Annotated in this window: 18 protein-coding genes; 12 read left to right on the plus strand and 6 right to left on the minus strand. The window is 68.4% G+C overall.

Annotation, left to right across the window (positions count from 1 at the left end; translation table 11 throughout):
• Positions 1 to 137 precede the first annotated feature (137 nt).
• Together AT701_RS08375 and AT701_RS08380 are read left to right on the plus strand one after the other, a co-directional pair.
• Positions 138 to 1025, plus strand: coding sequence for a universal stress protein (locus tag AT701_RS08375; protein ID WP_011727781.1), 888 nt, complete (start codon positions 138 to 140; stop codon positions 1023 to 1025).
• Positions 1022 to 2590 carry an APC family permease gene (locus AT701_RS08380; RefSeq protein ID WP_011727782.1) on the plus strand — a complete coding sequence of 523 codons (1569 nt, stop codon included), beginning with the start codon at positions 1022 to 1024 and terminating at the stop codon, positions 2588 to 2590. Before AT701_RS08375 ends, AT701_RS08380 begins: the two co-directional genes overlap by 4 nt.
• Before the next feature lies 1 nt (position 2591).
• Here AT701_RS08380 and AT701_RS08385 read toward each other — a convergent pair whose 3' ends face one another.
• Positions 2592 to 3467 carry a helix-turn-helix transcriptional regulator gene (locus AT701_RS08385; protein WP_014877141.1) on the minus strand — a complete coding sequence of 292 codons (876 nt, stop codon included), beginning with the start codon at positions 3465 to 3467 and terminating at the stop codon, positions 2592 to 2594.
• Positions 3468 to 3630: 163 nt separating this feature from the next.
• On the opposite strand from AT701_RS08385, the gene AT701_RS08390 reads away from it, so the two are divergent.
• Positions 3631 to 4482: an SDR family NAD(P)-dependent oxidoreductase gene (locus AT701_RS08390; RefSeq protein ID WP_011727784.1), complete on the plus strand. Its 852-nt coding sequence runs from the start codon at positions 3631 to 3633 to the stop codon at positions 4480 to 4482.
• 63 nt (positions 4483 to 4545) lie between these two features.
• On the opposite strand, the gene AT701_RS08395 is transcribed toward AT701_RS08390, so the two are convergent.
• Entirely contained in the window at positions 4546 to 5715 is a 1170-nt protein-coding gene (locus tag AT701_RS08395) for a hypothetical protein (RefSeq protein ID WP_058125650.1), read from the minus strand.
• Positions 5716 to 5830: 115 nt separating this feature from the next.
• Entirely contained in the window at positions 5831 to 6622 is a 792-nt protein-coding gene (locus tag AT701_RS08400) for an SDR family NAD(P)-dependent oxidoreductase (protein ID WP_011727787.1), read from the minus strand.
• A gap of 96 nt (positions 6623 to 6718) precedes the next feature.
• Here AT701_RS08400 and AT701_RS08405 point away from each other — a divergent pair, with 96 nt between their 5' ends.
• Together AT701_RS08405 and AT701_RS08410 are read left to right on the plus strand one after the other, a co-directional pair.
• Positions 6719 to 7573 (plus strand): helix-turn-helix transcriptional regulator, encoded by an 855-nt coding sequence (locus tag AT701_RS08405; RefSeq protein ID WP_011727788.1) that lies wholly within the window; start codon positions 6719 to 6721, stop codon positions 7571 to 7573.
• Between the two features lie 36 nt (positions 7574 to 7609).
• Positions 7610 to 10897, plus strand: a complete 3288-nt coding sequence (locus tag AT701_RS08410; protein WP_011727789.1) for an error-prone DNA polymerase — start codon at positions 7610 to 7612, stop codon at positions 10895 to 10897.
• On the opposite strand, the gene AT701_RS08415 is transcribed toward AT701_RS08410, so the two are convergent.
• Positions 10874 to 11833 carry a hypothetical protein gene (locus AT701_RS08415; protein ID WP_029104607.1) on the minus strand — a complete coding sequence of 320 codons (960 nt, stop codon included), beginning with the start codon at positions 11831 to 11833 and terminating at the stop codon, positions 10874 to 10876. The two genes, AT701_RS08410 and AT701_RS08415, sit on opposite strands and share 24 nt — an antisense overlap.
• Before the next feature lie 212 nt (positions 11834 to 12045).
• Here AT701_RS08415 and AT701_RS08420 point away from each other — a divergent pair, with 212 nt between their 5' ends.
• Both AT701_RS08420 and AT701_RS08425 read left to right on the plus strand, forming a co-directional pair.
• Complete coding sequence (locus AT701_RS08420; protein WP_003893041.1) at positions 12046 to 12645, plus strand: forkhead-associated protein; 600 nt, start codon at positions 12046 to 12048, stop codon at positions 12643 to 12645.
• A 44-nt stretch (positions 12646 to 12689) separates the two neighbouring features.
• Positions 12690 to 13331, plus strand: coding sequence for a nitroreductase family protein (locus tag AT701_RS08425; RefSeq protein WP_011727791.1), 642 nt, complete (start codon positions 12690 to 12692; stop codon positions 13329 to 13331).
• Positions 13332 to 13348: 17 nt separating this feature from the next.
• On the opposite strand, the gene AT701_RS08430 is transcribed toward AT701_RS08425, so the two are convergent.
• Entirely contained in the window at positions 13349 to 13813 is a 465-nt protein-coding gene (locus AT701_RS08430) for a tRNA (cytidine(34)-2'-O)-methyltransferase (RefSeq protein WP_036452856.1), read from the minus strand.
• A gap of 279 nt (positions 13814 to 14092) precedes the next feature.
• Here AT701_RS08430 and AT701_RS08435 point away from each other — a divergent pair, with 279 nt between their 5' ends.
• The 5 genes from AT701_RS08435 to AT701_RS08455 are packed head-to-tail and all read left to right on the plus strand — an operon-like array spanning position 14093 to position 18916.
• Positions 14093 to 16987: a HAMP domain-containing sensor histidine kinase gene (locus tag AT701_RS08435; RefSeq protein WP_058125651.1), complete on the plus strand. Its 2895-nt coding sequence runs from the start codon at positions 14093 to 14095 to the stop codon at positions 16985 to 16987.
• Complete coding sequence (locus AT701_RS08440) at positions 16984 to 17391, plus strand: roadblock/LC7 domain-containing protein (RefSeq protein ID WP_003893045.1); 408 nt, start codon at positions 16984 to 16986, stop codon at positions 17389 to 17391. The genes AT701_RS08435 and AT701_RS08440 overlap by 4 nt, the downstream gene beginning before the upstream one ends.
• 16 nt (positions 17392 to 17407) lie before the next feature.
• Positions 17408 to 17773: a DUF742 domain-containing protein gene (locus AT701_RS08445; protein ID WP_003893046.1), complete on the plus strand. Its 366-nt coding sequence runs from the start codon at positions 17408 to 17410 to the stop codon at positions 17771 to 17773.
• Positions 17754 to 18335: a GTP-binding protein gene (locus AT701_RS08450; RefSeq protein ID WP_003893047.1), complete on the plus strand. Its 582-nt coding sequence runs from the start codon at positions 17754 to 17756 to the stop codon at positions 18333 to 18335. The genes AT701_RS08445 and AT701_RS08450 overlap by 20 nt, the downstream gene beginning before the upstream one ends.
• 5 nt (positions 18336 to 18340) lie before the next feature.
• Positions 18341 to 18916 (plus strand): pentapeptide repeat-containing protein, encoded by a 576-nt coding sequence (locus AT701_RS08455; protein WP_003893048.1) that lies wholly within the window; start codon positions 18341 to 18343, stop codon positions 18914 to 18916.
• A 102-nt stretch (positions 18917 to 19018) separates the two neighbouring features.
• Here AT701_RS08455 and AT701_RS08460 read toward each other — a convergent pair whose 3' ends face one another.
• Positions 19019 to 21718 carry an FHA domain-containing protein gene (locus AT701_RS08460; RefSeq protein WP_003893049.1) on the minus strand — a complete coding sequence of 900 codons (2700 nt, stop codon included), beginning with the start codon at positions 21716 to 21718 and terminating at the stop codon, positions 19019 to 19021.
• Positions 21719 to 21739 lie beyond the last annotated feature (21 nt).

The following is a 21739-nucleotide window of genomic DNA, read 5'->3' on the forward strand; positions in this document are numbered from 1 at the left end:
CCGGCAGGCGACCGGCCTCGGAGCGCCGCTGACTCTTCGGCGCGATTTCACCGAAATCACCGCGACAGGTGCCCGCGGGTTGACAGGATCGATTCACTACGGTCGCGCGGACATCGTGCGGGATTGGTGGGTGACGGATGAAGCTGGTCGTTGGATACCTCGCCACCCCGGGTGGCGCGGACGCGTTGGCTCTCGGAATCCGATTCGCGAGAACGCTCGGCGCCGAGCTCGAGATCTGCATCGTGCTGCCGCCGGATACCAGGGCGCCCGGCATGCCCAAAGGCGGCTACGAAGAGGTGCTCGCCGGGCAGGCGCAGGAATGGCTCGACGACGCGCTCAAGCGGGTGCCTGATGACGTTGTGGCACACGGTCATGTCACGTTCGCCGAATCCTTCACCGACGGCCTGATCGGACTGGCGCAGAAGCACGATGCGGTGGCGATCGTCGTCGGCGGGTCCGGCGGTGGCCTGGTGGGCTCCTTCTCGCTGGGCTCGGTGGTCAGCGAGTTGCTGCACTCGTCGCCGCTGCCCGTCGCGGTGGCGCCGCGGGGCACCCGCGAGTCGGCGATCAAGAAGGTCCGCGAGGTCACGTGCGCCATCGGCCAGCGACAGGGCGCCGACCGCCTGCTCGCGACGGCGGTGGCGGCCAGCAAGGCCGCGGGCACCCCGCTGCGGCTTGTGTCGCTGGTCGCGCTCGACCCGGCGTTCGGGCACCTGCGCTCCGACGACGACGCCGTGCGACGGCGCGCGCACGAACACGCGCAGAAGACCCTAGATGCCGCGAAAGCCGAACTGCCCGAGGGATTTCCGGTGACCTCGACGATCGTGAGCGGAACGTCGGTGGAGAACGCCGTGAGCCAGCTCGATTGGCACGACGGGGACGTCATCATGGTTGGGTCCAGCCGGCTGAGCGCACCCAAGCGGATCTTCTTGGGCAACACCGCGGCGAAGATGCTTCGGGTGCTGGACGTTCCGATGGTGGTGGTGCCGCGCGATGACCTGGAAGACGGTGAGGACCGGTCATGACCCGGTCCGATCCGCAGTCAGACCCGGAGTCCGACCCCCACCACGCACTCGAAATCGTCGAGCAGTCCGCGGGCCTGCGGGGCAAGGGACTGGCCGCGGGCAAGGTCGGGACGTTCTCCGGTGCCATCCTGGGAATTTCCTCCGTCGCACCGGGATACACCCTCACCGCGAGCATCGGCCTGATCGTCGCTGCTGTCGGACTCAAGATGCCCGCGATCTTCATCGCCGGGTTCATCCCGATGTTCCTCACGGCATACGCCTACCGCGAACTCAACTCCCGCGCACCCGACTGCGGCGCGTCGTTCACGTGGTCCACCAAGGCGTTCGGACCGTACGTCGGGTGGATGTGCGGCTGGGGCATGGTGATCGCCACCATCATCGTGCTGTCCAACCTGGCCGCCATCGCCGTCGAGTTCTTCTACCTGTTCGTCGCGCGGATCCTCAACACCCCGGAGATCGCCGATCTCGCCGACAACAAGCTGGTCAACATCCTCACCACGCTGGTGTTCATCGCCCTGGCGACGTGGGTCTCCAGCCGCGGAATCACCACCAGCGAGCACGTGCAGTACGTGCTGGTGGGATTCCAGATGACGGTGCTGCTGGCATTCGCGATCACCGCGGTCATCCATGTGGGGGCGGGCAACGCGCCGGAGGGCCTGGCCTTCGACCTCGACTGGTTCAACCCGTTCACCAACCTGGCGTTCGGCGCGTTCGTCATCGGCGTCACCGGTTCGATCTTCGCGTTCTGGGGCTGGGACACGTGCCTGACCCTCGGGGAGGAATCGAAGGACCCCACCAAGGTGCCCGGGCGCGCCGGTCTGCTGTGCGTGACCACGATCCTGCTGACCTACCTGCTGGTCGCGGTCGCGGTGATGATGTACGCCGGGGTCGGCGAGACCGGCCTGGGGCTGGGTAATCCGGAGAACTCCGAGAACGTCTTCGGCGCCCTTGCCGACCCGGTGCTGGGTTCGTGGGGCGGGCCGCTGCTGTTCCTGGCCGTGCTCGCCTCCTCGGTCGCGAGCCTGCAGACGACGTTCCTGCCCGCGGCACGCGCGATGCTCGCGATGGGCGCCTACGGGGCATTCCCGAAGCGGTTCTCCCACGTGCATCCCCGGTTCCTCGTACCGTCGTTCAGCACGCTGATCGCAGGCATCGTGACGGGCGTGTTCTACACCGTGGTGAGCCTGCTGTCGGAGTACGCGCTGCTGGACACCATCGCGGCGCTGGGCATCATGATCTGCTGGTACTACGGCATCACCGCGTTCGCGTGTATCTGGTACTTCCGGCGCGAGCTGTTCACCGATGCGCACAACATCGTGTTCAAGTTCCTGTTCCCGCTCATCGGCGGCCTGGTGCTGGCCGCGGTGTTCGGGTTCTCGCTCAAGGAGAGCATGGACCCGGAGAACGGCAGCGGCGCCGAGCTCGGCGGTATCGGCCTGGTGTTCTACATCGGTTTCGGCATCCTGCTGCTGGGTGCGGTGCTGATGCTCGTGATGCGTACGCGCAGCCCCGAGTTCTTCCGGGGAGAGACGTTGTCCCGCAACACACCTGTGATACCGGGCTGAGTCAGGCCGGTTCCGACGATTCCGTCGGTTGGGTTGCGGACGACATCGTCCAGCTGATCAGCAGGTTCATCGCCTCGCGTGAAGCCGTGCCGGCCTCGGTGGTGTAGGTGAACATCGTCTGGTCGGGATCGCCCGGCATGGTGAAGGTCTCGTAGTCGACGGTGAGCTCGCCGACCACCGGGTGACGCAGGTGCTTGGACCCGTGCGTGCGCTGGTACACGCGGTGCTGGGCCCACCAGTCGCCGAAATCCGTGCTGGCCGCGGACAGCTCGTCGACCAGCGCCGTGGTGACCGGGTCACCCGGGTGCGCACCGAGTTCCAGGCGCAGGTTCTCGACGACGGAACGCGCCTGGACGTCCCAGTCGGCGAACAACTTTCGCGCATCAGGGGAGAGGAACATCCATCGGGCGTAACTGCGTTCACGCGGACGCATGCGGTCGAAGTCGGCGATCAGTGCCGCGCCGAGCCGGTTGATCCCCAGCACGTCGCTGTGGCGTCCGAGGATCATCGCGGGTGTGCCGGTGAGGGATTCGAGCAGCTGGTACAGGCCGGGCCGAACCCGCTGCGCCGCGGTCGGTGGTTTGCGGCCGCGCGGTGGGGCGCCGACGAGATGTTCGAGGTGCGCGCGGCCGGTGTCGTCGAGATCCAGCGCCCGCGCGATCGCGTCGAGCACACTGCGCGACGGGGTGATGCGCCGTCCCTGCTCAAGCCGCGTGTAGTAGTCCGTCGACACCCCGGCGAGCAGCGCGACCTCCTCGCGGCGCAACCCGGGAACCCGTCGCACCCTGCTGTCGGCGGGCAACCCCGCGCGTGCCGGATCGACGGCCGCGCGGGCGCGTTTCAGGAAATCCGCGAGGTCGCGGTTGGTATCGGACATCACCACGAGTGTGGCACCCCGGCGCGCTCGGTACCTGGGTCTTTGAGTCCTAGGTTGCCGCGGCCTCGGTTGATCAGGCCAGGTTATGGGCCACTTTTCGGCCTTACGACGACCGAGACTCGATGTCAGCCGACAGGCACAGACAAGCCGAACAGGAGAAGTCATGTCATATCCCACCACCCGCCCCGCCACCTGGTTCGTCACCGGCACGTCGAAGGGCCTCGGCCTCGAGCTCGTGCGGCAACTGCTCGCACGCGGCGACAACGTCGCGGCCACCACGCGTTCGACCGAGCGGCTGCACGCCGGCTTAGAAGGCGTCGACACCGGATCGCTGCTGCCCATCGAGGTCGACCTCGCCGACCCGTCGGCGGTGCACAAGGCCGTCACCGCCACGGTCGAGCGGTTCGGGCACCTCGACGTCGTGGTCAACAACGCCGGTTACGGATTCCTCGCATCGGTCGAGGACACCACCGACGCCGACATCCGCCAGATGTTGGACGTCCAGGTCATCGGTACGTGGAATGTGTTGCGCGCGGCCATTCCTCACCTGCGCGCAGCCCGCAGCGGCCACATCGTCAACGTGTCGTCGATCCTCGGGCTGACCGCGATGCCGGGCTGGGGTCTGTACTGCGCGGGCAAGTTCGCGCTCAACGGGATGAGCGAGGCCCTCGCGGGCGAGATGGCCGAATTCGGTGTCAACGTCAGCATTGTCGAGCCCGGCTACTTCCGCACGAGCTTTTTGACCACCGACTCCCTGGCGCTGCCCGAGGCCACCAGCGACGCCTACCCGGGCATCCACGAGATGACGCAGAACCACCTCGCGCTGCAGGGCAGCCAGCTCGGTGACCCGGTGAAGGGCGCCGAGGCGATCATCGACATCGCCGTCGCGGGGCAGGGCCCGCTGCATCAGCTGCTCGGATCGGACTCCTACGAGTACGCCCAGGCCAAGGTGGCCGCGCTGAGCGGCGACATCGAAGCCGGCCGCGAACTGGCGTTCACCACCGACCACCGCTGACCGCACTCGTGACGTGGTGGCGCCGAACCGCTCTCACGGGCGCCACCACGTCACGCACGGGACTCATCCCGCGGCCGAGCCGATCCCGACCGCCTTGTCCTTGTTGTGCACCAGCTGCAGCGGATCGAGGATGTTCCACACCGTGGCCACGGCGCCGTACTTGAGCTCGGCCGCGGGTGTTTCGAGGTTGATCAGGTCGGCGATGATGTCGTAGCCGTAGTACAGGGCCGATCCAGGCGGCGTCGTCTTGATCAGCTCGGTGATGATGAGCTGGCGGGCATCTCGCGCGGCGTCGTCATCGCCGAGGGCGGGCGCCAGGTTCGGCAGGATCTTGCTGATCGGGATCACCGCGTTGACCCACGGCACGATCTGGCTGCCCCGGTAGATCTGCTCGGTCGCCTCACGGACCAGGGGATCGAGGAACTCCGGCGACGCGCCCAGCAGGGCGTCGCGCAGATCCATGATCGCGTCCGGGAAGTCGGTGGGATCCGGGTCATCAGGCCGCAGCGGGTTGGGGCTCCACGGCGGGTCCGCCGGCGCGTCGGCCTGGGCGCCAACCTGGGTGTCGGCGGTGGCGCGCGCCGTCGGCGTCGTCTTCTCCAGGGCGCTGTCGCCCTCGGGCTTGGGATTGGGTGCCGCAGCCTCTTTCGGGGTGAAGACCTGCTTGAGCCGCGCGATCTGCTCGGCCTCGAAGTCCTTGAGGGCGTCCTTGGCGACCGGCTTGACCGTCCCGGTGACGGGCTTGAGTGAGTCGGTGACCGACTTCGACACCGTGGCCGCGGCTTTGTTGATCTGGCTGTTGATCTGACCGCTGACGTGAGCGCCGACCTTCTCGGTGCGCGCGGCGGCCTTCTCGGCACGGGCGGCAGCGGTGTCGACGGCCTTCTTGATGTCCTTGCCTGCCTTGTCGGCGGCCTTCTGCACACCCGCGCTGACCTTGGACAGCGTCCTGGGCCGCTCGGTCTTGCCTGCCGTCTTCGAACCGGTCTTGGTATCGGCCTTGGGCCCCGCGTTGACGCCGGAGGACCCGCGCGAAACGGAACCGGCTGTGCTCGACTCCTTGCTCGACTCCTTGCTCGACGTCTTGGCCGAACCGCTGTCGGTGTCTGCGTGCGCGGTGCCCTGACCGGCCACGGCGATCGCCGCTCCGACGCCCAGCGCAACCGCGGCACCACCGACATAACCGGCGTACTTCGTCGAGGCCGCCTTCGTTGCCGCCCTGTGAGAGCCCATTGCCGTCCTTTCACCACCGATCCCCAGCCCAGTGGCATCGTAGGGGGCCGGTACGTGATCGGCAGCACGAGGTGATCATGAATGTGCCCTGTGATCACACCCGCACCAGTGGTCCCTACACCCCGGTGCCGCCGTCGACCCGCAGCGTCACCCCGGTGACGTACGACGCGCGGTCACTGAGCAGCCACGCCGCGGCCTCCGCGATCTCGGCGGGCGCGGCCGCGCGCCCCAGCGGCGCGATGGAGACGAGCCGGTCGATGGTGCCGGGGCTCGCGGCGTCCCACTCGTCGATCATCTCGGTGAGCGTGGTGCCCGGCGCGATGGTGTTGACGCGGATGCCCTCAGGGCCGTAGGTCACCGCCGCGGATTCGGTGAGGCTGTTGAGGGCGCGCTTCATCGCGCCGTAGGCCGGCAACTCGGGGTTGCCCTGCAGGCTGCCGATGCTCGACGTGTTCACGATGGCGCCCGTCTTCGAGGTGGCGCGGATCGCGGCGATCTCGGCGGCCAGCGCGAGCCACACGCCCTTGAAGTTGACGTCGTAGATGCGGTCCAGATCCGCCTCGGGCAGTCCGTCGAGGGGGCCCGGCGGCTGGATCGTCGCACCGTTGTTGAACGCGACATCCAGGCGTCCCCACACCTCGACGGTGCGGTTCACCGCAGCGCGCACAGTGTCCGGATCGGCCTGGTCGCACACCACGTACTCGGCGGTGCCGCCGTCGGCGCGGATCTGTTCGGTGACCTCTTCGAGCTGGGCTTCGGTACGGGCCGCCAGCATCACGGATGCGCCCTCTGCGGCGAACAGCCGTGCGGCCGCGGCGCCGATGCCGCGTCCGGCGCCCGTGATGAACGCGATCTTGCCTTCGAGCAGGCCCGTCGTGGTCGCGGAAGCGGTGGTGGTTTGTGTCATGACCCGAGCCTGCGGGCGGTGGCCGGACGTATCCAGGTACCCGCTGTACCTGTCTGGGCACCCGCGGCGCCGGCCGGACGCACGCAGAATGGTGACGTGGACAAGCGAGAACTCGGCGCGTTCCTGCGGAGCCGCCGGGAACGCATCAGCCCTGCCGAGGTGGGGCTGCCGGTCGGTACGCGCAGACGCACCCCCGGACTGAGGCGCGACGAGGTCGCGCACCTGGCGTTCATCTCGACCGAGTACTACACGCGCCTGGAGCAGGCCCGCGCGCCGCACCCGTCCCGCGAAGTGCTCGAGGGGCTGTCCCGCGCGCTGCGGTTGCCCGATGCCGAGCGGGCCCACCTGTACCAACTGGCCGGTGTCGTGCCGCAACGGCCCGTGGGGCCGCCGCGGGTGGTCCGTCAGAGCATCCTCGACCTGCTGCAACGGTTGTCGCATGCGGCCGCGATCGTGGTCTCTGCGACCAACGAGGTGCTGGCCTGGAACGATCTGGCGTGCGCGTTGATGGAGGACTTCTCGGCGCTGAGCCGCCGCGACCGCAACCTGATCCGGCGGGCGTTCCTCGGGCCCGACGGGCCGGGCGGGCGGCGGCTGTACGGGGTCTCCGACGTCGAGGAGTTCGCCCGGACCAGCGCCAAGCATCTGCGGGCCGCGGTGGCCAGGTACCCCGACGACCCGGAGACCCAGGAACTCGTCGACGAACTGCTCGCGGGCAGCGAGGAATTCGTGCGGCTGTGGGAATCGCACGACATCGTCGACCGCCCGGTGCTGTGCAAGACGTTCGTGCACCCGGCCGTCGGTCCGGTGTCGGTCAACTGCGATGCGCTCGACATCGCCGACCGGGATCAGTGCCTGGTGATCTACACCGCCGAACCCGGGTCGCCGTCGGAGGAGGCCATGCGGTTGCTCGCGGTGCTGGGCACCCAGCAGATGGACGTCCCGGGCTGACTGGTCTTTCGAACACGTGTTCGATAGACTGGCGGGGTGGGCTGGCACAACGGGCCGCCGAGCTGGTCGGAGATGGAGCGCGTGCTCACGAGCAAGCCGCGCCGCTCCGGCCTGCCCCTGGAATCCCCGGGTGACGGCGGGGACAGTCCCGCCTGGTCACGCAAGCGCGGCGCCTACGAGCCGCCGGACCAGGCCAGGATGCCCGCTTCCGCGCTCCCGTACGCCGAACTGCACGCACACTCGGCGTACAGCTTCCTCGACGGTGCCAGCACCCCCGAGGAACTCGTGGAGGAGGCGGCCCGCCTGAACCTGCGCGCCATCGCGCTGACCGACCACGACGGTCTCTACGGCGTGGTGCGGTTCGCCGAGGCCGCCAGGGAACTCGACGTGGCCACGGTGTTCGGCGCCGAACTGTCGCTGAGCAACGTCGCGCGCACGGAAGACCCCGATCCGCCCGGCCCACACCTGCTGGTGCTGGCGCGCGGGCCCGAGGGGTACCGGCGGCTGTCGCGGGAGATCGCCAAGGCGCACCTGGCCGGCGGTGAGAAGGGCAGGCCCCGCTACGACTTCGACCAGCTGACCGAGGCCGCGGGCGGGCACTGGCACATCCTCACCGGATGCCGCAAAGGCCATGTCCGCCAGGCATTGTCGGATGGCGGTCCCGACGCCGCGGCCGCCGCGCTCGCGGATCTGGTGGACCGGTTCGGGGCGGACCGGGTCAGCATCGAACTCACCCACCACGGGCATCCCTGCGACGACGAACGCAACGCCGCGCTGGCCGAGTTGGCGCCCCGTTTCGGTCTGGGGGTGGTGGCCACCACCGCGGCGCACTTCGCGACACCGTCGCGGGGACGGCTCGCGATGGCCATGGCCGCGATCCGCGCGAGGAACTCGATCGACACCGCGGCGGGATGGCTGGCGCCGCTGGGCGGGGTGCATCTGCGCTCGGGGGAGGAGATGGCGCGCCTGTTCGATCCCGAGTTCGTCGCCGCGGCAGCTGATCTCGGTGAGCAGTGCGCGTTCGGGCTCGCGCTCATCGCACCGCAGCTGCCGCCGTTCGACGTGCCCGACGGGCACACCGAGGACAGCTGGCTGCGTCATCTGGCGATGGCGGGTGCGGCACGGCGGTACGGCCCGCCGGAACGTGCGCCCAAGGCGTACGCGCAGATCGAGCACGAGCTGAGGATCATCGAGCAGTTGAGGTTCCCCGGCTATTTCCTGGTGGTGCACGACATCACGCAGTTCTGTCGTGACAACAACATCCTGTGCCAGGGCAGGGGATCGGCCGCCAACTCGGCGGTCTGCTACGCGCTTGGCGTCACCAACGTCGACCCGATCGCCAACGATCTGCTGTTCGAGCGCTTCCTGTCGCCTGCACGCGACGGCCCACCCGACATCGACATCGACATCGAATCCGACCTGCGCGAGAACGTCATCCAGTACGTCTACGAGCGCTACGGCCGCGACTACGCGGCCCAGGTCGCCAACGTCATCACCTACCGCGGCCGCAGCGCGATCCGTGACATGGCGCGCGCGCTGGGATTCTCGCAGGGACAGCAGGACGCCTGGAGCAAGCACCTCAGCCGGTGGGACGGCAGACCCGATTCGCCGGATGTCGCCGAGATCCCCGAGCAGGTGATCGAACTGGCCAACCAGATCGCGAACCTGCCGCGCCACATGGGGATCCACTCCGGCGGCATGGTCATCTGCGACCGCCCCATCGCCGACGTGTGCCCCGTGGAGTGGGCCCGCATGGAGAACCGCAGCGTGCTGCAGTGGGACAAGGACGACTGCGCGGCAATCGGTCTGGTCAAGTTCGACATGCTGGGCCTCGGCATGCTCTCGGCGTTGCACTACGCCATCGACCTGGTCGCCGAGCACAAGGGCATCGAGGTCGACCTCGCCACACTGGACCTGTCCGAACCGGCGGTCTACGAGATGCTGCAGCGTGCCGATTCGGTGGGGGTGTTCCAGGTGGAGTCCCGCGCGCAGATGGCCACCCTGCCCAGGTTGAAGCCTCGCGAGTTCTACGACCTGGTGGTCGAGGTCGCCCTGATTCGGCCCGGGCCCATCCAGGGCGGTTCGGTGCACCCGTACATCAAGCGGCGCAACGGTCAGGAACCCGTCACCTACGACCACCCGTCGATGGAACCCGCGCTGAAGAAGACACTGGGTGTGCCGCTGTTCCAGGAGCAACTCATGCAACTCGCGGTCGACTGCGCGGGTTTCAGTGCGGCCGAGGCCGACCAGTTGCGCCGGGCAATGGGGTCCAAACGCTCGACCGCGAAGATGCGGCGACTGCGCAGCAGGTTCTACGACGGGATGCGCGAACGTCACGGCATCACCGGCGTGGTGGCCGACCGGATCTACGAGAAACTGGAGGCGTTCGCCAATTTCGGTTTCCCGGAAAGTCATTCGCTGAGCTTCGCCTCGCTGGTGTTCTACTCGTCGTGGTTCAAGCTGCACCATCCCGCGGCGTTCTGCGCAGCACTGCTGCGCGCGCAACCCATGGGCTTCTACTCGCCGCAGTCCCTGGTGGCCGATGCGCGTCGCCACGGCGTGACGGTGCACGGCCCCGACGTGAATGCCAGCCTGGCCCACGCCGGTCTGGAGAACCGGGGCCTGGACGTGCGGTTGGGCCTCGGCAGTGTCCGCCACATCGGCGACGATCTGGCGCAGCGCATCGTCGACGAACGGGAAGCCAACGGGCAGTTCACCTCTCTGCTCGATCTCACCAGCCGTGTGCAGCTGACCGTGCCGCAGACCGAGGCGCTGGCCACCGCGGGTGCACTCGGATGTTTCGGGATCACCCGGCGCGAAGGGCTGTGGGCCGCGGGTGCGGCCGCGACACAGCGGCCCGACCGGTTGCCGGGAGTGGGTTCGTCCACACACATCCCGCCGCTGCCGGGGATGAGCGCGCTGGAACTGTCGGCGGCCGACGTGTGGGCCACCGGGATCTCACCGGACAGCTATCCCACCGAATACCTGCGAAAGCACCTCGACAGCCTCGGCGTCGTCCCCACCGACAGGCTGCTGGACGTCGCCGACGGAACCCGGATCCTGGTGGCAGGTGCGGTGACTCACCGGCAGCGCCCCGCCACCGCGCAGGGCGTGACGTTCATCAACCTCGAGGACGAGAAGGGCATGGTCAACGTGCTGTGCGCGCCGGGGGTGTGGTCGCGTTACCGCAAGGTCGCCCAGACCGCGCCCGCGCTGATCGTGCGTGGCATCGTGCAGAACGCCACCGGTGCGGTCACCGTCGTGGCCGACCGGATGGACGCGGTGAACCTGCGCGTCGGTTCACGCTCCCGCGACTTCCGGTGAATCCGACCCGGTTCGTTCGAGTCCGGTCCGCAGCAGTGACCACGCCAGGCGGCGCGCCTCGCCGGCCCGTTCGGTGAGCCTGCGCTGCGCCTCGCGCACCGCATCCTCCTGCGGGGTGCGCCCTTCCAGCACATCGTCGTGCAGTTCCTCGGCGATCCGGATCGCCATCAGCACAGCGTCGTTCACGCGGTCAAGCGCCTCGTGCAACCGGTCGTCCTGGCAGAGCAGGTGCGCGTTGTCGATCTCGACGGACACCTCGGTGACGACGTGGCCGATCTGTTCGAAGATCGCGTTCATCGCCTTCTCGCGCTCCGCGCGGTCCTCGAGCGCCATGCACCGGGCGCCCTCGCTCCACAGCGACGCGAGCATCCGGGTGTGGGTGGCGACGCTGCGGGACACCTCGATCATCGCCTGCTTCTGCAACTGGTCGGCGAGATGCCTGCGCTCGATGCGTGCGATCTCGCGTTGTGCGGCCATCTCGGAGGCGTGCAACTTCTGTTGCGCCTCAAGTTCGGTGCGGTGCCGCTTCTTCGCCGATGCCAGTTCGAGTGCGGCGCGCTGGTCGGCGGCCGCGAGTTCGGCCCGCAGTTTTTCGGCCGCGTCAGCGGCATCGTGCTGGGCCTGCCGCGCGAAGGTGACGGTTTGCCACATGGTCACCGCGACCGCGACGAACACGACCGCGCCGAAGAACCATTCGGCTTTGCTTCCGAGTTCGCCCGGCGCCGCAAGGATGTACCACGCGATGGTAAGAGTTCCCGCGACACCGCAGACCAGCCAGCCGATACCCGTTCTGGCGTCGAAGGATCCGCCTTTGCGGTCGGGCCTCGCATCTGTTGCGGTCACCGGGATCGGCGCGGTGCGCGCCACCGCGTCGTCGTCTGAAATTCCGGTGGCTCTTGCTGATTCAGATCTGGTCGACTCCCTCAGTTCGGTCATGCTGAACTCCCATCGACCACGCGTGCGCCCCTGCCGCGTTCAGATTATGGCGACACCCAGGGTGCGGCACCACCGGTCGCCCTCCGCGGGACCCGAGCGCTGACGGGACGGAGGCGAACCGCTAGGGTCATGCCGTGTTGTGCGCACGACGCGCTGGATGACTCGCGTCTCGCCGCGCCAACGGATCTGACCGCCTGGAGAATTGGGGACCCATGGCCAAGAACGCCTCGTCGGAAGCTGACTCATCGATCATCGTCGACCTGTCCGAGGCGGCGATGCACATGTACTCGGCGGCGATCGACGCGTTGCCGTTCCCCGAGGACAAGAAATTCCACAAGCGTGCCGACATCGTGTTGTCGGGCCTGCGGAAATTGCGCTCGGCGCTGACCGAGGCCGCATCCGCGCAGCGTCCGTCGCCCGCGGTGGCCGCCGCGCTCAGCGGTGTCCGGCAGCGCTACGACTCCCTCATGGCGCATGCGGCCGCGGCGCCGGGATCCAGCCTCGGCCAGCAGATCTACGTCACGCGCGTGGCCGCGAAGCTGTCGGCGGAGGAGGTCGCCAACGGCGCGGGACTGCGGCCTGGGCTGCTCGACGAGCTCGAGGCGGGCGCAACGCCCACCGACGACGAGGCGGCCAGGATCCGGGAAACGATTGCGGCGCTGGGCGGGTTGCCGGGTGCCGATCACGGTGAGCACGAGGGCCGTCACGCCGGCGGTGACGACAGCGCCGAGGGCGCGTCGGTGATCGACTTTGCGCAGCACGACAGCCAGCACGAGGGCGGGGACGGCGAACTCACCGAGAACGCGGGCTGACGCGACCCGCCGGGGGGACGCGGGGCCGCGGGTAGTCTCGCGGCATGACGCTGAATCTTTCTGTCGACGAGCTCCTCACCACAACGCGCTCGGTGCGCAAACGGCTCGACTTCGAGAAGCCGGTGTCGCGCGAGGTGATCCTGGAATGCCTCGACCTCGCGCTACAGGCTCCGACCGGATCCAATGCCCAAGGGTGGCAATGGGTTTTCGTCGAGGATGAGGCAAAGAAGAAGGCGCTGGCCGACATCTACCGGTCCAACGCGATCCCGTATCTTGAGCAGGAGGCCGCCGAGCGCGGCGACATCCGCGACCAGCAGCAGCCCAAGGTCAGGGACTCGGCGCGTCACCTCACCGACAACTTCGAGAAGGCGCCGGTGCTGTTGATCCCATGCCTGGAGGGCCGTCCCGACGGTGCCCCCGCCGGCCTGAGCGCATCGTTCTGGGGATCTCTGCTGCCCGCGGTGTGGAGCTTCATGCTCGCGCTGCGGTCGCGTGGCCTGGGCTCGGCGTGGACCACGCTGCACCTGCTGGGCGAGGGGGAGAAGCAGGCCGCCGAGGTGGTCGGCATCCCGTTCGACAAGTACTCGCAGGCGGGGCTGTTCCCGATCGCCTACACCATCGGCACCGATTTCAAGAAGGCCAAGCGACTGCCCGCCGAGCAGTTCGCGCACTGGGACACCTGGTGAGCTGACGCCCGGCGGCGTCACACCGCGCCGGGGAAGCCGTGCTGGCGCCAGGCCTCATAGGCGGCGACGGCGGCCGCGTTGGACAGGTTCAGCGACCGCCGTCCCGCCAGCATGGGAATGCGGATCTGCTCGGTGATGTGCGGGTCGGCCAGCGTCTGCTCGTCGAGCCCGGTGGGTTCCGGCCCGAACATCAATACGTCGCCCGGCCGATAGGCGATGTCGGTGAACGGCGTGGACGCGTGCGCGGTGAACGCGTAGACGCGTGCCGGCATGAGGGCCTGCCACGCCGACGGCAGATCGTCGTGCACCGTGACCGACGCCAGGTCGTGATAGTCCAGACCGGCACGGCGCAGCTTGGGTTCGGACAGATCGAATCCCAGCGGATGCACGAGATGCAATTCGCATCCCGTCGCCGCGACCATCCGGATCGCGTTACCGGTATTCGGCGCGATCCGCGGCGAGAAGAACATCACCCTGAACATCGCGACGATCGTACGGCCGCCATACGCACGGCCAACCACATTTCGCCGCAGCGATCAATGAGCGCTTTGCTCAATTACCACACAACTGCGCTACGGCTCGGTCACGAACTCTGTCTGTTCAGTAAGAATTGTGGAAACGCTCGCGCGTGGCTGTCATACTCGTGCAATTGCCAGGCGTTTGACGCCCGTCCCAGCGTGGGCGGAAACAGCAGGAAGCCCTATGACTCTCGCCCTAGTACTGAACTGCGGCCCCGCCGCCGATGGCACGGTTGGGCGCCGATGACCGCCTTCACACAGCTGAAACAGGCAGACGGGACGCTCGTCGATTTCGCGCCGTCCTCATCACCTCCGGTGAAGCGGCCGTCCCGCTGGTCGCCGGCGAACTGGCCCGTGAGCCGGAAAGTTCTCGCGATCGTCCTCGTTCCGTTGATCCTCGCCGCGACATTCGGCGGATTGCGCATTTACGCGTCCGTCACCGAGGCGGCGGATCTGCGACTGGCCGCCGACCGTGCCGAACTGATCCCCGACATCAACAACTACATGGCGGCATTGGAAGGTGTTCTGGTCGCCAGTAGCGGGGCCGGGGACGGACAGGCCGCATTGGCCACATTCGATTCGCGCAAATCCGAATTGCAGCAGCGGGTGGATTCCACCGATGTTCTCGGCGACGTCCGCGAGGCGGTGGGCACGATGCTCGACAAGGGGCAGACCCTCGTCGACGCCTCGATGGCCAACACGGTCGGGTTGCGCCAGCGCATCCTGGATTACGCGCCGCTGCTGCTGACCGCCGAGGCCGCGGTCACCGGGTCGACGCACAGTGCCGATCAGAGGGTGCAGACCGAGGCAGAAGCGCTCGGGCGGGCCATCGGCGCCCGTGGCCAGATGACCATCCAGGAGATGATGGTCAACCGCGGCGCCGAGGAACCCGAACCGGTGCTGCGCAAGTCGATGATCACGATGGCGGGCACCGAGCCGTCCACCGTCGCCGCGCTCACCAAGGTGCTGGGCAGCGCGTCCGACGACGCGACGACGCTGCGCGACGAGATGGTCAAGCGCATGGCCATCATGGCCAACCCCGGAATCCCGTTGGTGGGCAACCCGGTCCTGCTGGAGTCGCTTGAGAACACCCGCAAGATCGCCGAGCAGATCATCACCGACAACACCTCGGCGATCCCGGCCGCGGTCGAGGCCGAGGCCGCCGACGCGCGCAACGACGCCATCCGCGATTCCGTGCTCGTGGCGCTCGCGGTGATCAGCGCGCTGGTGGTCGTGTTGCTGGTGGCCCGCTCGCTCGTGCGTCCGCTGCGGACCCTGCGCGACGGCGCGCTCAAGGTCGCCCACGAGGATCTGGCGAAGGAGATCGAACGGGTCCGCGCGGGTGGCGAGCCCGGGCCGATCACCCCGCTGCCCGTGTACACCTCGGAGGAGGTCGGCCAGGTCGCGCACGCCGTCGACGAACTGCACGAGCAGGCCGTGTTCCTCGCCGGTGAGCAGGCGCAGCTGCAGCTGCAGGTGGCCGACATGTTCGAGACGCTGTCGCGGCGCAGCCGGTCGCTGGTGGACCAGCAGCTTTCGCTCATCGACGAACTCGAACGCAACGAGGACGACCCGCAGCGGCTCAACAGCCTGTTCCGGCTCGACCACCTCGCGGCCCGTATGCGCCGCAACGGCGCCAACCTGCTGGTGCTCTCGGGTGCGAAGGTCACCCGCGAGAAGAGCGAGCCCGTCGCGGTCGCGACGGTCATCAACGCCGCGGCCTCCGAGGTCGAGGACTACACGCGCGTCGTCACCTCCGACGTGGCCGACGCCGACGTCGTCGGCTCGGCGGCCGGTGACCTGATCCACCTGCTCGCCGAACTGCTCGACAACGCGCTCCGGTACTCGCCGCCGACCTCACAGGTGCGGGTCTCGGCGGTGTTCGCCGGCAACGGTGCGCTGGTCATCGAGGTGGCCGACGTGGGTCTCGGCATGACCGAGTCGGACCTGCGGGTCGCCAACATCCGTCTGAAGTCCGGTGGCGAGGTCAACCCGTACACCGCGCGCCACATGGGTCTGTTCGTAGTGGGGCGGCTGGCCGACCAGCACGGTCTGGTGGTCCGGCTGCGCAGCACCATCCCCGACGAACCCGGCTCCGGCACCACGGCCGGGGTGTACGTCCCGGCTCAGCTGCTCGTCACCGAGGCCGGCACGGCAGGTGCGCCCGCGTTCGATCAGTTCGACGCGCAACCCGAGGACGCCGCCACGGCACCCGGCCATCCGACCGGGTATCCGAACGTGGTGTCGCTGGACACCCGCTTCGTGACCACAGGCTCCGAGCACGACGACGACCTCGCGGCGGGCCTGCTGCCGCAGCGCAACCCGGGCGCGTCCGGCATCTCCGAGATGCCGGGGGTGTTCGCCGAGCCCGAACCCGCTGCCGAGGTGTCCGGGGACGCCCAGGGCGAGTGGCCGCAGCAGTGGCCCGCCCCTCAGGAAGCCGCTGCGCCCGAGGAGGTTGCGCCGCAGGCCAACGGCAGGCCCACCGACACGTCGTCGTTCTTCGCGTCGCGGGCACAGGCCGCGGGCGGCACGCAGAACGGCGCCCAGGTCAACGGTGTCCACCTCGACGGAGCCCACACCAACGGCGCCGCCAACGGGACCGCGGACAGCTTCACGGGGTTCTTCGGCAGCAGCGACGACCAGCTCGACCAGCGCGAACCGGCGGGCGATCCCGGCGACTCGATCTACCAGTCGATGGTCTCGGAGTTTGCGATCGACCCGACCACCCACGCGCGCAGCGCCGATCTCGACTGGCAGACGGTGTGGGAGAAGGGCTGGTCGGTGGCGGCCGCCGCGCAGGACGCGCCCGTGGACCGGCACACCGAGGAAGGCCTGCCGATGCGTACGCCCGGCGCGCGTCTGGTGCCCGGTGGCGTGGCCGCGGCCGCGGGCCGCACCAACGGCGCCAACGGCCACCACCACAGCGATCTGAACGGCGGCGTCAACGGCGAAATTCACGGAAACGACAACGGTGCCGAGGCGGTAGCATCTGCCAACGAAGCTGACAACGGCATGTTCGCGGCGTTCAAGCCGCGCGATCCCGAGGCCGTCCGCGCAAGCATCAGCAGCCACTTCGGCGGCGTGCACGCCGGGCGCTCACATGCCCGTGAGACCAGAGGAACCGATAACGAATGACCCGTCCGACGCAGCGCGATTCCCTGGACTGGCTGGTGTCCAAGTTCGCCCGCGAGGTTTCCGGGGTGTCCCATGCGGTGCTGGTGTCGGCCGACGGCCTGCTGATGGCTGCCAGTGAGAACATGCCGGTCGAACGCGCCGACCAGCTCGCCGCGGTGGCCTCCGGCCTGGCGAGCCTCGCGACCGGCGCCGCGCAACTGTTCGACGGCGGCTACGTGCTGCAATCGGTGGTCGAGATGGAGAACGGCTACCTGCTGCTGATGCGCGTGGGCGACGGATCCAACCTCGCGACGCTGGCCGGCCGCTCGTGCGACATCGGCCAGATCGGCTACGAGATGGCGATCCTCGTCGAACGCGTCGGCGCCGTCGTGCAGTCGTCGCGCCGCGCGCCCCAACCGTCTTGATCCGAGAACCGATGCCGTGGACGAACTCGAGCGCACCGACGAGCCGAACCTGGTACGGCCGTACACGCTGACGGCGGGCCGCACGGCGCCTCCGGTGAACCTGCCGCTGGAAGCGCCCGTGGAAACTCTCGACACACCCAACGCGCCGACGTGGCCAGGGCGCGATGTGCGCGGACAGATCGTAGAGTTATGCACCGGCAGCCCGTCGGTGGCGGAGATCGCAGCACATTTGTCCCTACCTCTCGGCGTGGCGAGAGTGCTGATCGGGGACTTGGTGAAGCAGGGTTATCTACGGGTGCACACGACACTCGAGGATTCGGCGAGCTTTGACGAGCGCCGCGAACTGATAGGAAGGACCCTGCGTGGCCTACGAGCACTCTGAAAAGCGCTCGGCCGCTTCGACGAAGATCGTGATCTCCGGGGGATTCGGCGCCGGCAAGACGACATTCGTCGGCGCGGTTTCGGAGATCATGCCGCTGCGGACAGAGGCGTTGGTGACCAACGTGTCCGAGGGCATCGACCCGCTAGAAGGAACACCCGACAAACGCACCACCACGGTCGCGATGGACTTCGGCCGCATCACCCTCGCCGAGGATCTGGTGCTGTACCTGTTCGGCACTCCCGGTCAGCGCAGGTTCTGGTTCATGTGGGACGACCTGGTGCGCGGCGCCATCGGCGCGATCATCCTCGTCGACGTGCGCCGGTTGCAGGACAGCTTCGCCGCGGTCGACTTCTTCGAGGCGCGCAAACTGCCGTTCATCGTCGCGGTCAACGAGTTCGACGGTGCGCCAAAGCATCCCACGCACGCCGTGCGCAAGGCCCTGGCGCTACCCGAGCACATCCCGGTCATCACCGTCGATGCGCGCGACCGCAACTCGGCCAAGGCCGCGCTGATCGCGGTCACCGAGTACTCGCTGAGCACCCTGACCCCGCTGCCCGGCTGAGGCTTGTGCGTATAGGGGCAAACGGCGACGAAACGGTATGGGCGGACGAAGAGTTCGCCGGGCGTGACTTCCGCGACGAGGATCTGAGCCGCATCCGCACCGAACGCGTCGTGTTCACCGAATGCGATTTCAGCGGCGTCGACCTCTCGGAGTCCGAGCATCATGGATCGGCGTTCCGCAACTGCACGTTCCGCCGCAGCACCATCTGGCACAGCACGTTCACCAACTGCAGCCTGCTCGGGTCGGTGTTCACCGAATGCCGCATCCGCCCTGTCACATTCGTCGAGTGCGACTTCACGCTCGCGGTGCTCGGCGGCTGTGATCTGCGTGCCGTCGACCTGTCGGACTGCCGGTTGCGTGAGGTCTCGCTCGTCGGTGCGGATCTGCGTAAGGCAGTGCTGCGGCGGGCCGATCTGACGGGCTCACGCGTGCAGGACGCACGCCTGGAGGAGGCCGATCTGCGCGGTACGCGCGTCGACCCCACGTTCTGGACCACGGCCAAGGTGCGCGGCGCCAAGATCGACATCGAACAGGCGCTCGCGTACGCCGCCGCGCACGGTCTGGCCGTCCACGGCGGCTAGGTTTCTCACCGCGAGCAGTCCCCAGCAAGCGGGAGTGCCCCCAACAAAACTGCGCCTTTTCGCGTGAAAAGGCGCAGTTTTGTGTCTGCTCGGCAGAGGAACTCAGCCGGCTTTGAGACGGATCTTCCAGCGCACGAAGGTCACGTAGAACACCGACAGCACGCCGAGCATGGCCATGTCGAACAACCACGTGCCCGATGTGTGCTCCCAGTGCGAGTCCTTCGGCGTCAGCGGGCCGGGCACCAACCGGATCAGGTCGACCGTGGACGCCGAGGCCGCGAAACCCCAACGGGCCGGGGTGATCCACGACAACTGGTCCAGGCCGATGCGCCCGGTCACCGGGATCATGCCGCCGGAGAACACCAACTGGCTCATGATCGCGACGACCAGCAGCGGCATGATCTGCTCGCTGGTCTTGGCCAGCGCCGACAGTGCCAGGCCCACCATCGCGGCGGTCACGGTGGTGGCGGCCATGCTGAGGAACAGTTCCAGCGAACGGTTGGGGATCACCACACCGCGTTCCACCGCGCCCTCACCCCAGCCTTTACCGCTGATGGTGATGACGGTGACGATCGCCGACTGCACCACGGCGAACACCGAATACACGCACACCTTGGCCAGCAGGTAGGCCGTGGTGGACAGGCCGACGGCCTGTTCGCGGCGGAAGATCGCGCGTTCGCCGATGAGATCGCGGATGGTCAGCGCGGTGCCCATGAAGATGGCGCCGACGTTGAGCAGCACCAGGATCTGGCCCGGTTCGTTGGGTGCGTCACCCATCGGGTTGGGTACGCCGAAGCCGACGGTCCCCGGCACCGACAGTGACAGCGTGCCCATGATGAACGGCAGCAACGCCAGGAAGATGAAATAGCCGCGGTCGGAGATGATCAGCCGCAGCTGTCTTCGCCCGATCGTGGAGAACTGCCGTCGCAGGCTGGTTTTCGCCGGCGCGCCCAGATCGGCCGGCGCCTCGGACGACGCCGAGGCCGGTGGGGCTTCAGGTGTGCGCGCGAGGTAGCGACGGTTGGCCTCGGCCGGATCGTCCGCGACTGTGCTGAAGATGTCGGCCCAGTTGGTGGTGCCGAGTTCGGGGCCGATCTGGCTGGGCGGCCCGAAGAACGCGGTCTTGCCGCCGGGTGCGAGCAGCAGCACCTGATCGCACACGTCCAGGTAGGTCAGCGAGTGTGTGACCACCAGCACCACACGGCCCGCGTCGGCCAACTGGCGCAGCATCGTCATGACCTGCCGGTCCAGCGCCGGGTCCAGGCCCGAGGTGGGCTCGTCGAGGATCAGCAGCGACGGGCCGGTCAGCAGCTCGAGCGCCACCGAGGCGCGCTTGCGCTGACCACCGGAGAGCTTGTCGACGCGGGTGTCGAGGTGCTTGGTCATCTCGAGCTCTTCGAGGACCTGCATGACGACCTGCTCGCGGTCTTCCTTGGTGGTGTCCGGGGGCAGGCGCAGCTCGGCGGCGTACATCAGCGCCTGGCGCACCGTCAGCTGACCGTGGACCACGTCGTCCTGGGGAACCATGCCGATACGGCTTCTCAGCGAGGCGTATTCGGCGTGGACGTCGTGGCCCTCGAACTTGATGGTGCCGCTGGTCGGATGCGTGTAGCCGGCGACCTGCCGCGCGAACGTCGACTTGCCTGCGCCGGACGGGCCGATCACGGCGGTCAGCGTGCCCGGCCGCGCGTCGATCGAGATGTTGTCCAGCAGGGTCTTGTTGCCCTCGATGGTCCACGTCAGGCCGCGGACCTCGAGACCGCCGGTGCGGGTGTCGGCCTCGGTCTCGGAGCGGCGCGCAAGCGTGCCGCCGCTGAACACGAGGTCGACGTTGCCGATGGTGACGACGTCGCCGTCGTGCAGCACCGCCGAGTCGACGCGTGTGCCGTTGACGAACGTGCCGTTGATGCTGCGCTCGTCACGGATCTCGGTGCCGCCGGGCAGCGGGATCAGCGTCGCGTGGTGACGTGACGCCAGCACGTCGGGGATCACGATGTCGTTGTCGGTCGCGCGGCCGATCTTGACCGCACCTGCCGGGGCGGGCGCGCTGCGGCCGGGCCGCAGGATCTTGAGCATGCTCGTCGCGAGGTTGCTCGCGGGCTCGGCGCCGCCGCGCGGTGCCGCGGCAGGTCCCATGGTGGTGGGTGCCTGCGACGAGTTGGCCGGAGCGGGCGGGGGTGTGCGCACCGGCTGCGACTGATAGGACTGCGGTGCGCCGGCCGGCCCGTTGGTGGGGTAGCCGGTCTGCGGCCCACTCGGGTAGCCGCGCTGCGGCCCGCTGGGATATCCGGTCTGCGGGCCGTTCGGATACCCGTGCTGCGGCGCCGACGGGTACCGCTGCTGCGTGCCGGTGGTCTGCGGATACTGCGTGCGCGGGGGCTGGGTGTAGGGCTGCTGCCAGCCGCCGCCGGTCGGGGCCTGTGTGGGCCACGACGTGCCGGTGTGGCCCGCGACGGGGACCGCGGCGGTGGGGGTGCGGCCCGCGGATCCCTGGTGGCGGCCGACCTCGAAGCTCAGTTGCGGGCCGTCGGGGTTACCGATGTTGAGGACCTGGCCGTCCTGTAGGTCGACCGACGACACGCGGCGTCCGTTGACGTACATGCCGTTGAGGCTGCCGTTGTCGATCGCGACCCACCGGCCCTGGTCGAAGCGCAGCACGAGGTGCGCACGCGAGATCAGCGGGTGGGCGATGCGGACGTCGGCGCGCAGATCGCGTCCGATGACGACATCGCTGCCGGGGGCGAAGGTACGGGTCGACCCCTCGTAACGGACGGTCAGCGCAGGTGGGGATGGTCGGCTCATCGCGGTCAACTCTATCGGTAC

Source organism: Mycolicibacterium smegmatis (assembly GCF_001457595.1).
GTDB classification, from domain to species: Bacteria; Actinomycetota; Actinomycetes; order Mycobacteriales; family Mycobacteriaceae; genus Mycobacterium; species Mycobacterium smegmatis.

Coding starts and splice junctions, on each gene's coding strand:
- AT701_RS08375 (WP_011727781.1), top strand. CDS start 138: ATGAAGCTGGTCGTTGGATACCTCGCCACCCCGGGTGGCGCGGACGCG.
- AT701_RS08440 (WP_003893045.1), top strand. CDS start 16,984: ATGACCCGTCCGACGCAGCGCGATTCCCTGGACTGGCTGGTGTCCAAG.
- AT701_RS08425 (WP_011727791.1), top strand. CDS start 12,690: ATGACGCTGAATCTTTCTGTCGACGAGCTCCTCACCACAACGCGCTCG.
- AT701_RS08420 (WP_003893041.1), top strand. CDS start 12,046: ATGGCCAAGAACGCCTCGTCGGAAGCTGACTCATCGATCATCGTCGAC.
- AT701_RS08385 (WP_014877141.1), bottom strand. CDS start 3,467: ATGTCCGATACCAACCGCGACCTCGCGGATTTCCTGAAACGCGCCCGC.
- AT701_RS08400 (WP_011727787.1), bottom strand. CDS start 6,622: ATGACACAAACCACCACCGCTTCCGCGACCACGACGGGCCTGCTCGAA.
- AT701_RS08390 (WP_011727784.1), top strand. CDS start 3,631: ATGTCATATCCCACCACCCGCCCCGCCACCTGGTTCGTCACCGGCACG.
- AT701_RS08430 (WP_036452856.1), bottom strand. CDS start 13,813: ATGTTCAGGGTGATGTTCTTCTCGCCGCGGATCGCGCCGAATACCGGT.
- AT701_RS08460 (WP_003893049.1), bottom strand. CDS start 21,718: ATGAGCCGACCATCCCCACCTGCGCTGACCGTCCGTTACGAGGGGTCG.
- AT701_RS08395 (WP_058125650.1), bottom strand. CDS start 5,715: ATGGGCTCTCACAGGGCGGCAACGAAGGCGGCCTCGACGAAGTACGCC.
- AT701_RS08380 (WP_011727782.1), top strand. CDS start 1,022: ATGACCCGGTCCGATCCGCAGTCAGACCCGGAGTCCGACCCCCACCAC.
- AT701_RS08415 (WP_029104607.1), bottom strand. CDS start 11,833: ATGACCGAACTGAGGGAGTCGACCAGATCTGAATCAGCAAGAGCCACC.
- AT701_RS08435 (WP_058125651.1), top strand. CDS start 14,093: ATGACCGCCTTCACACAGCTGAAACAGGCAGACGGGACGCTCGTCGAT.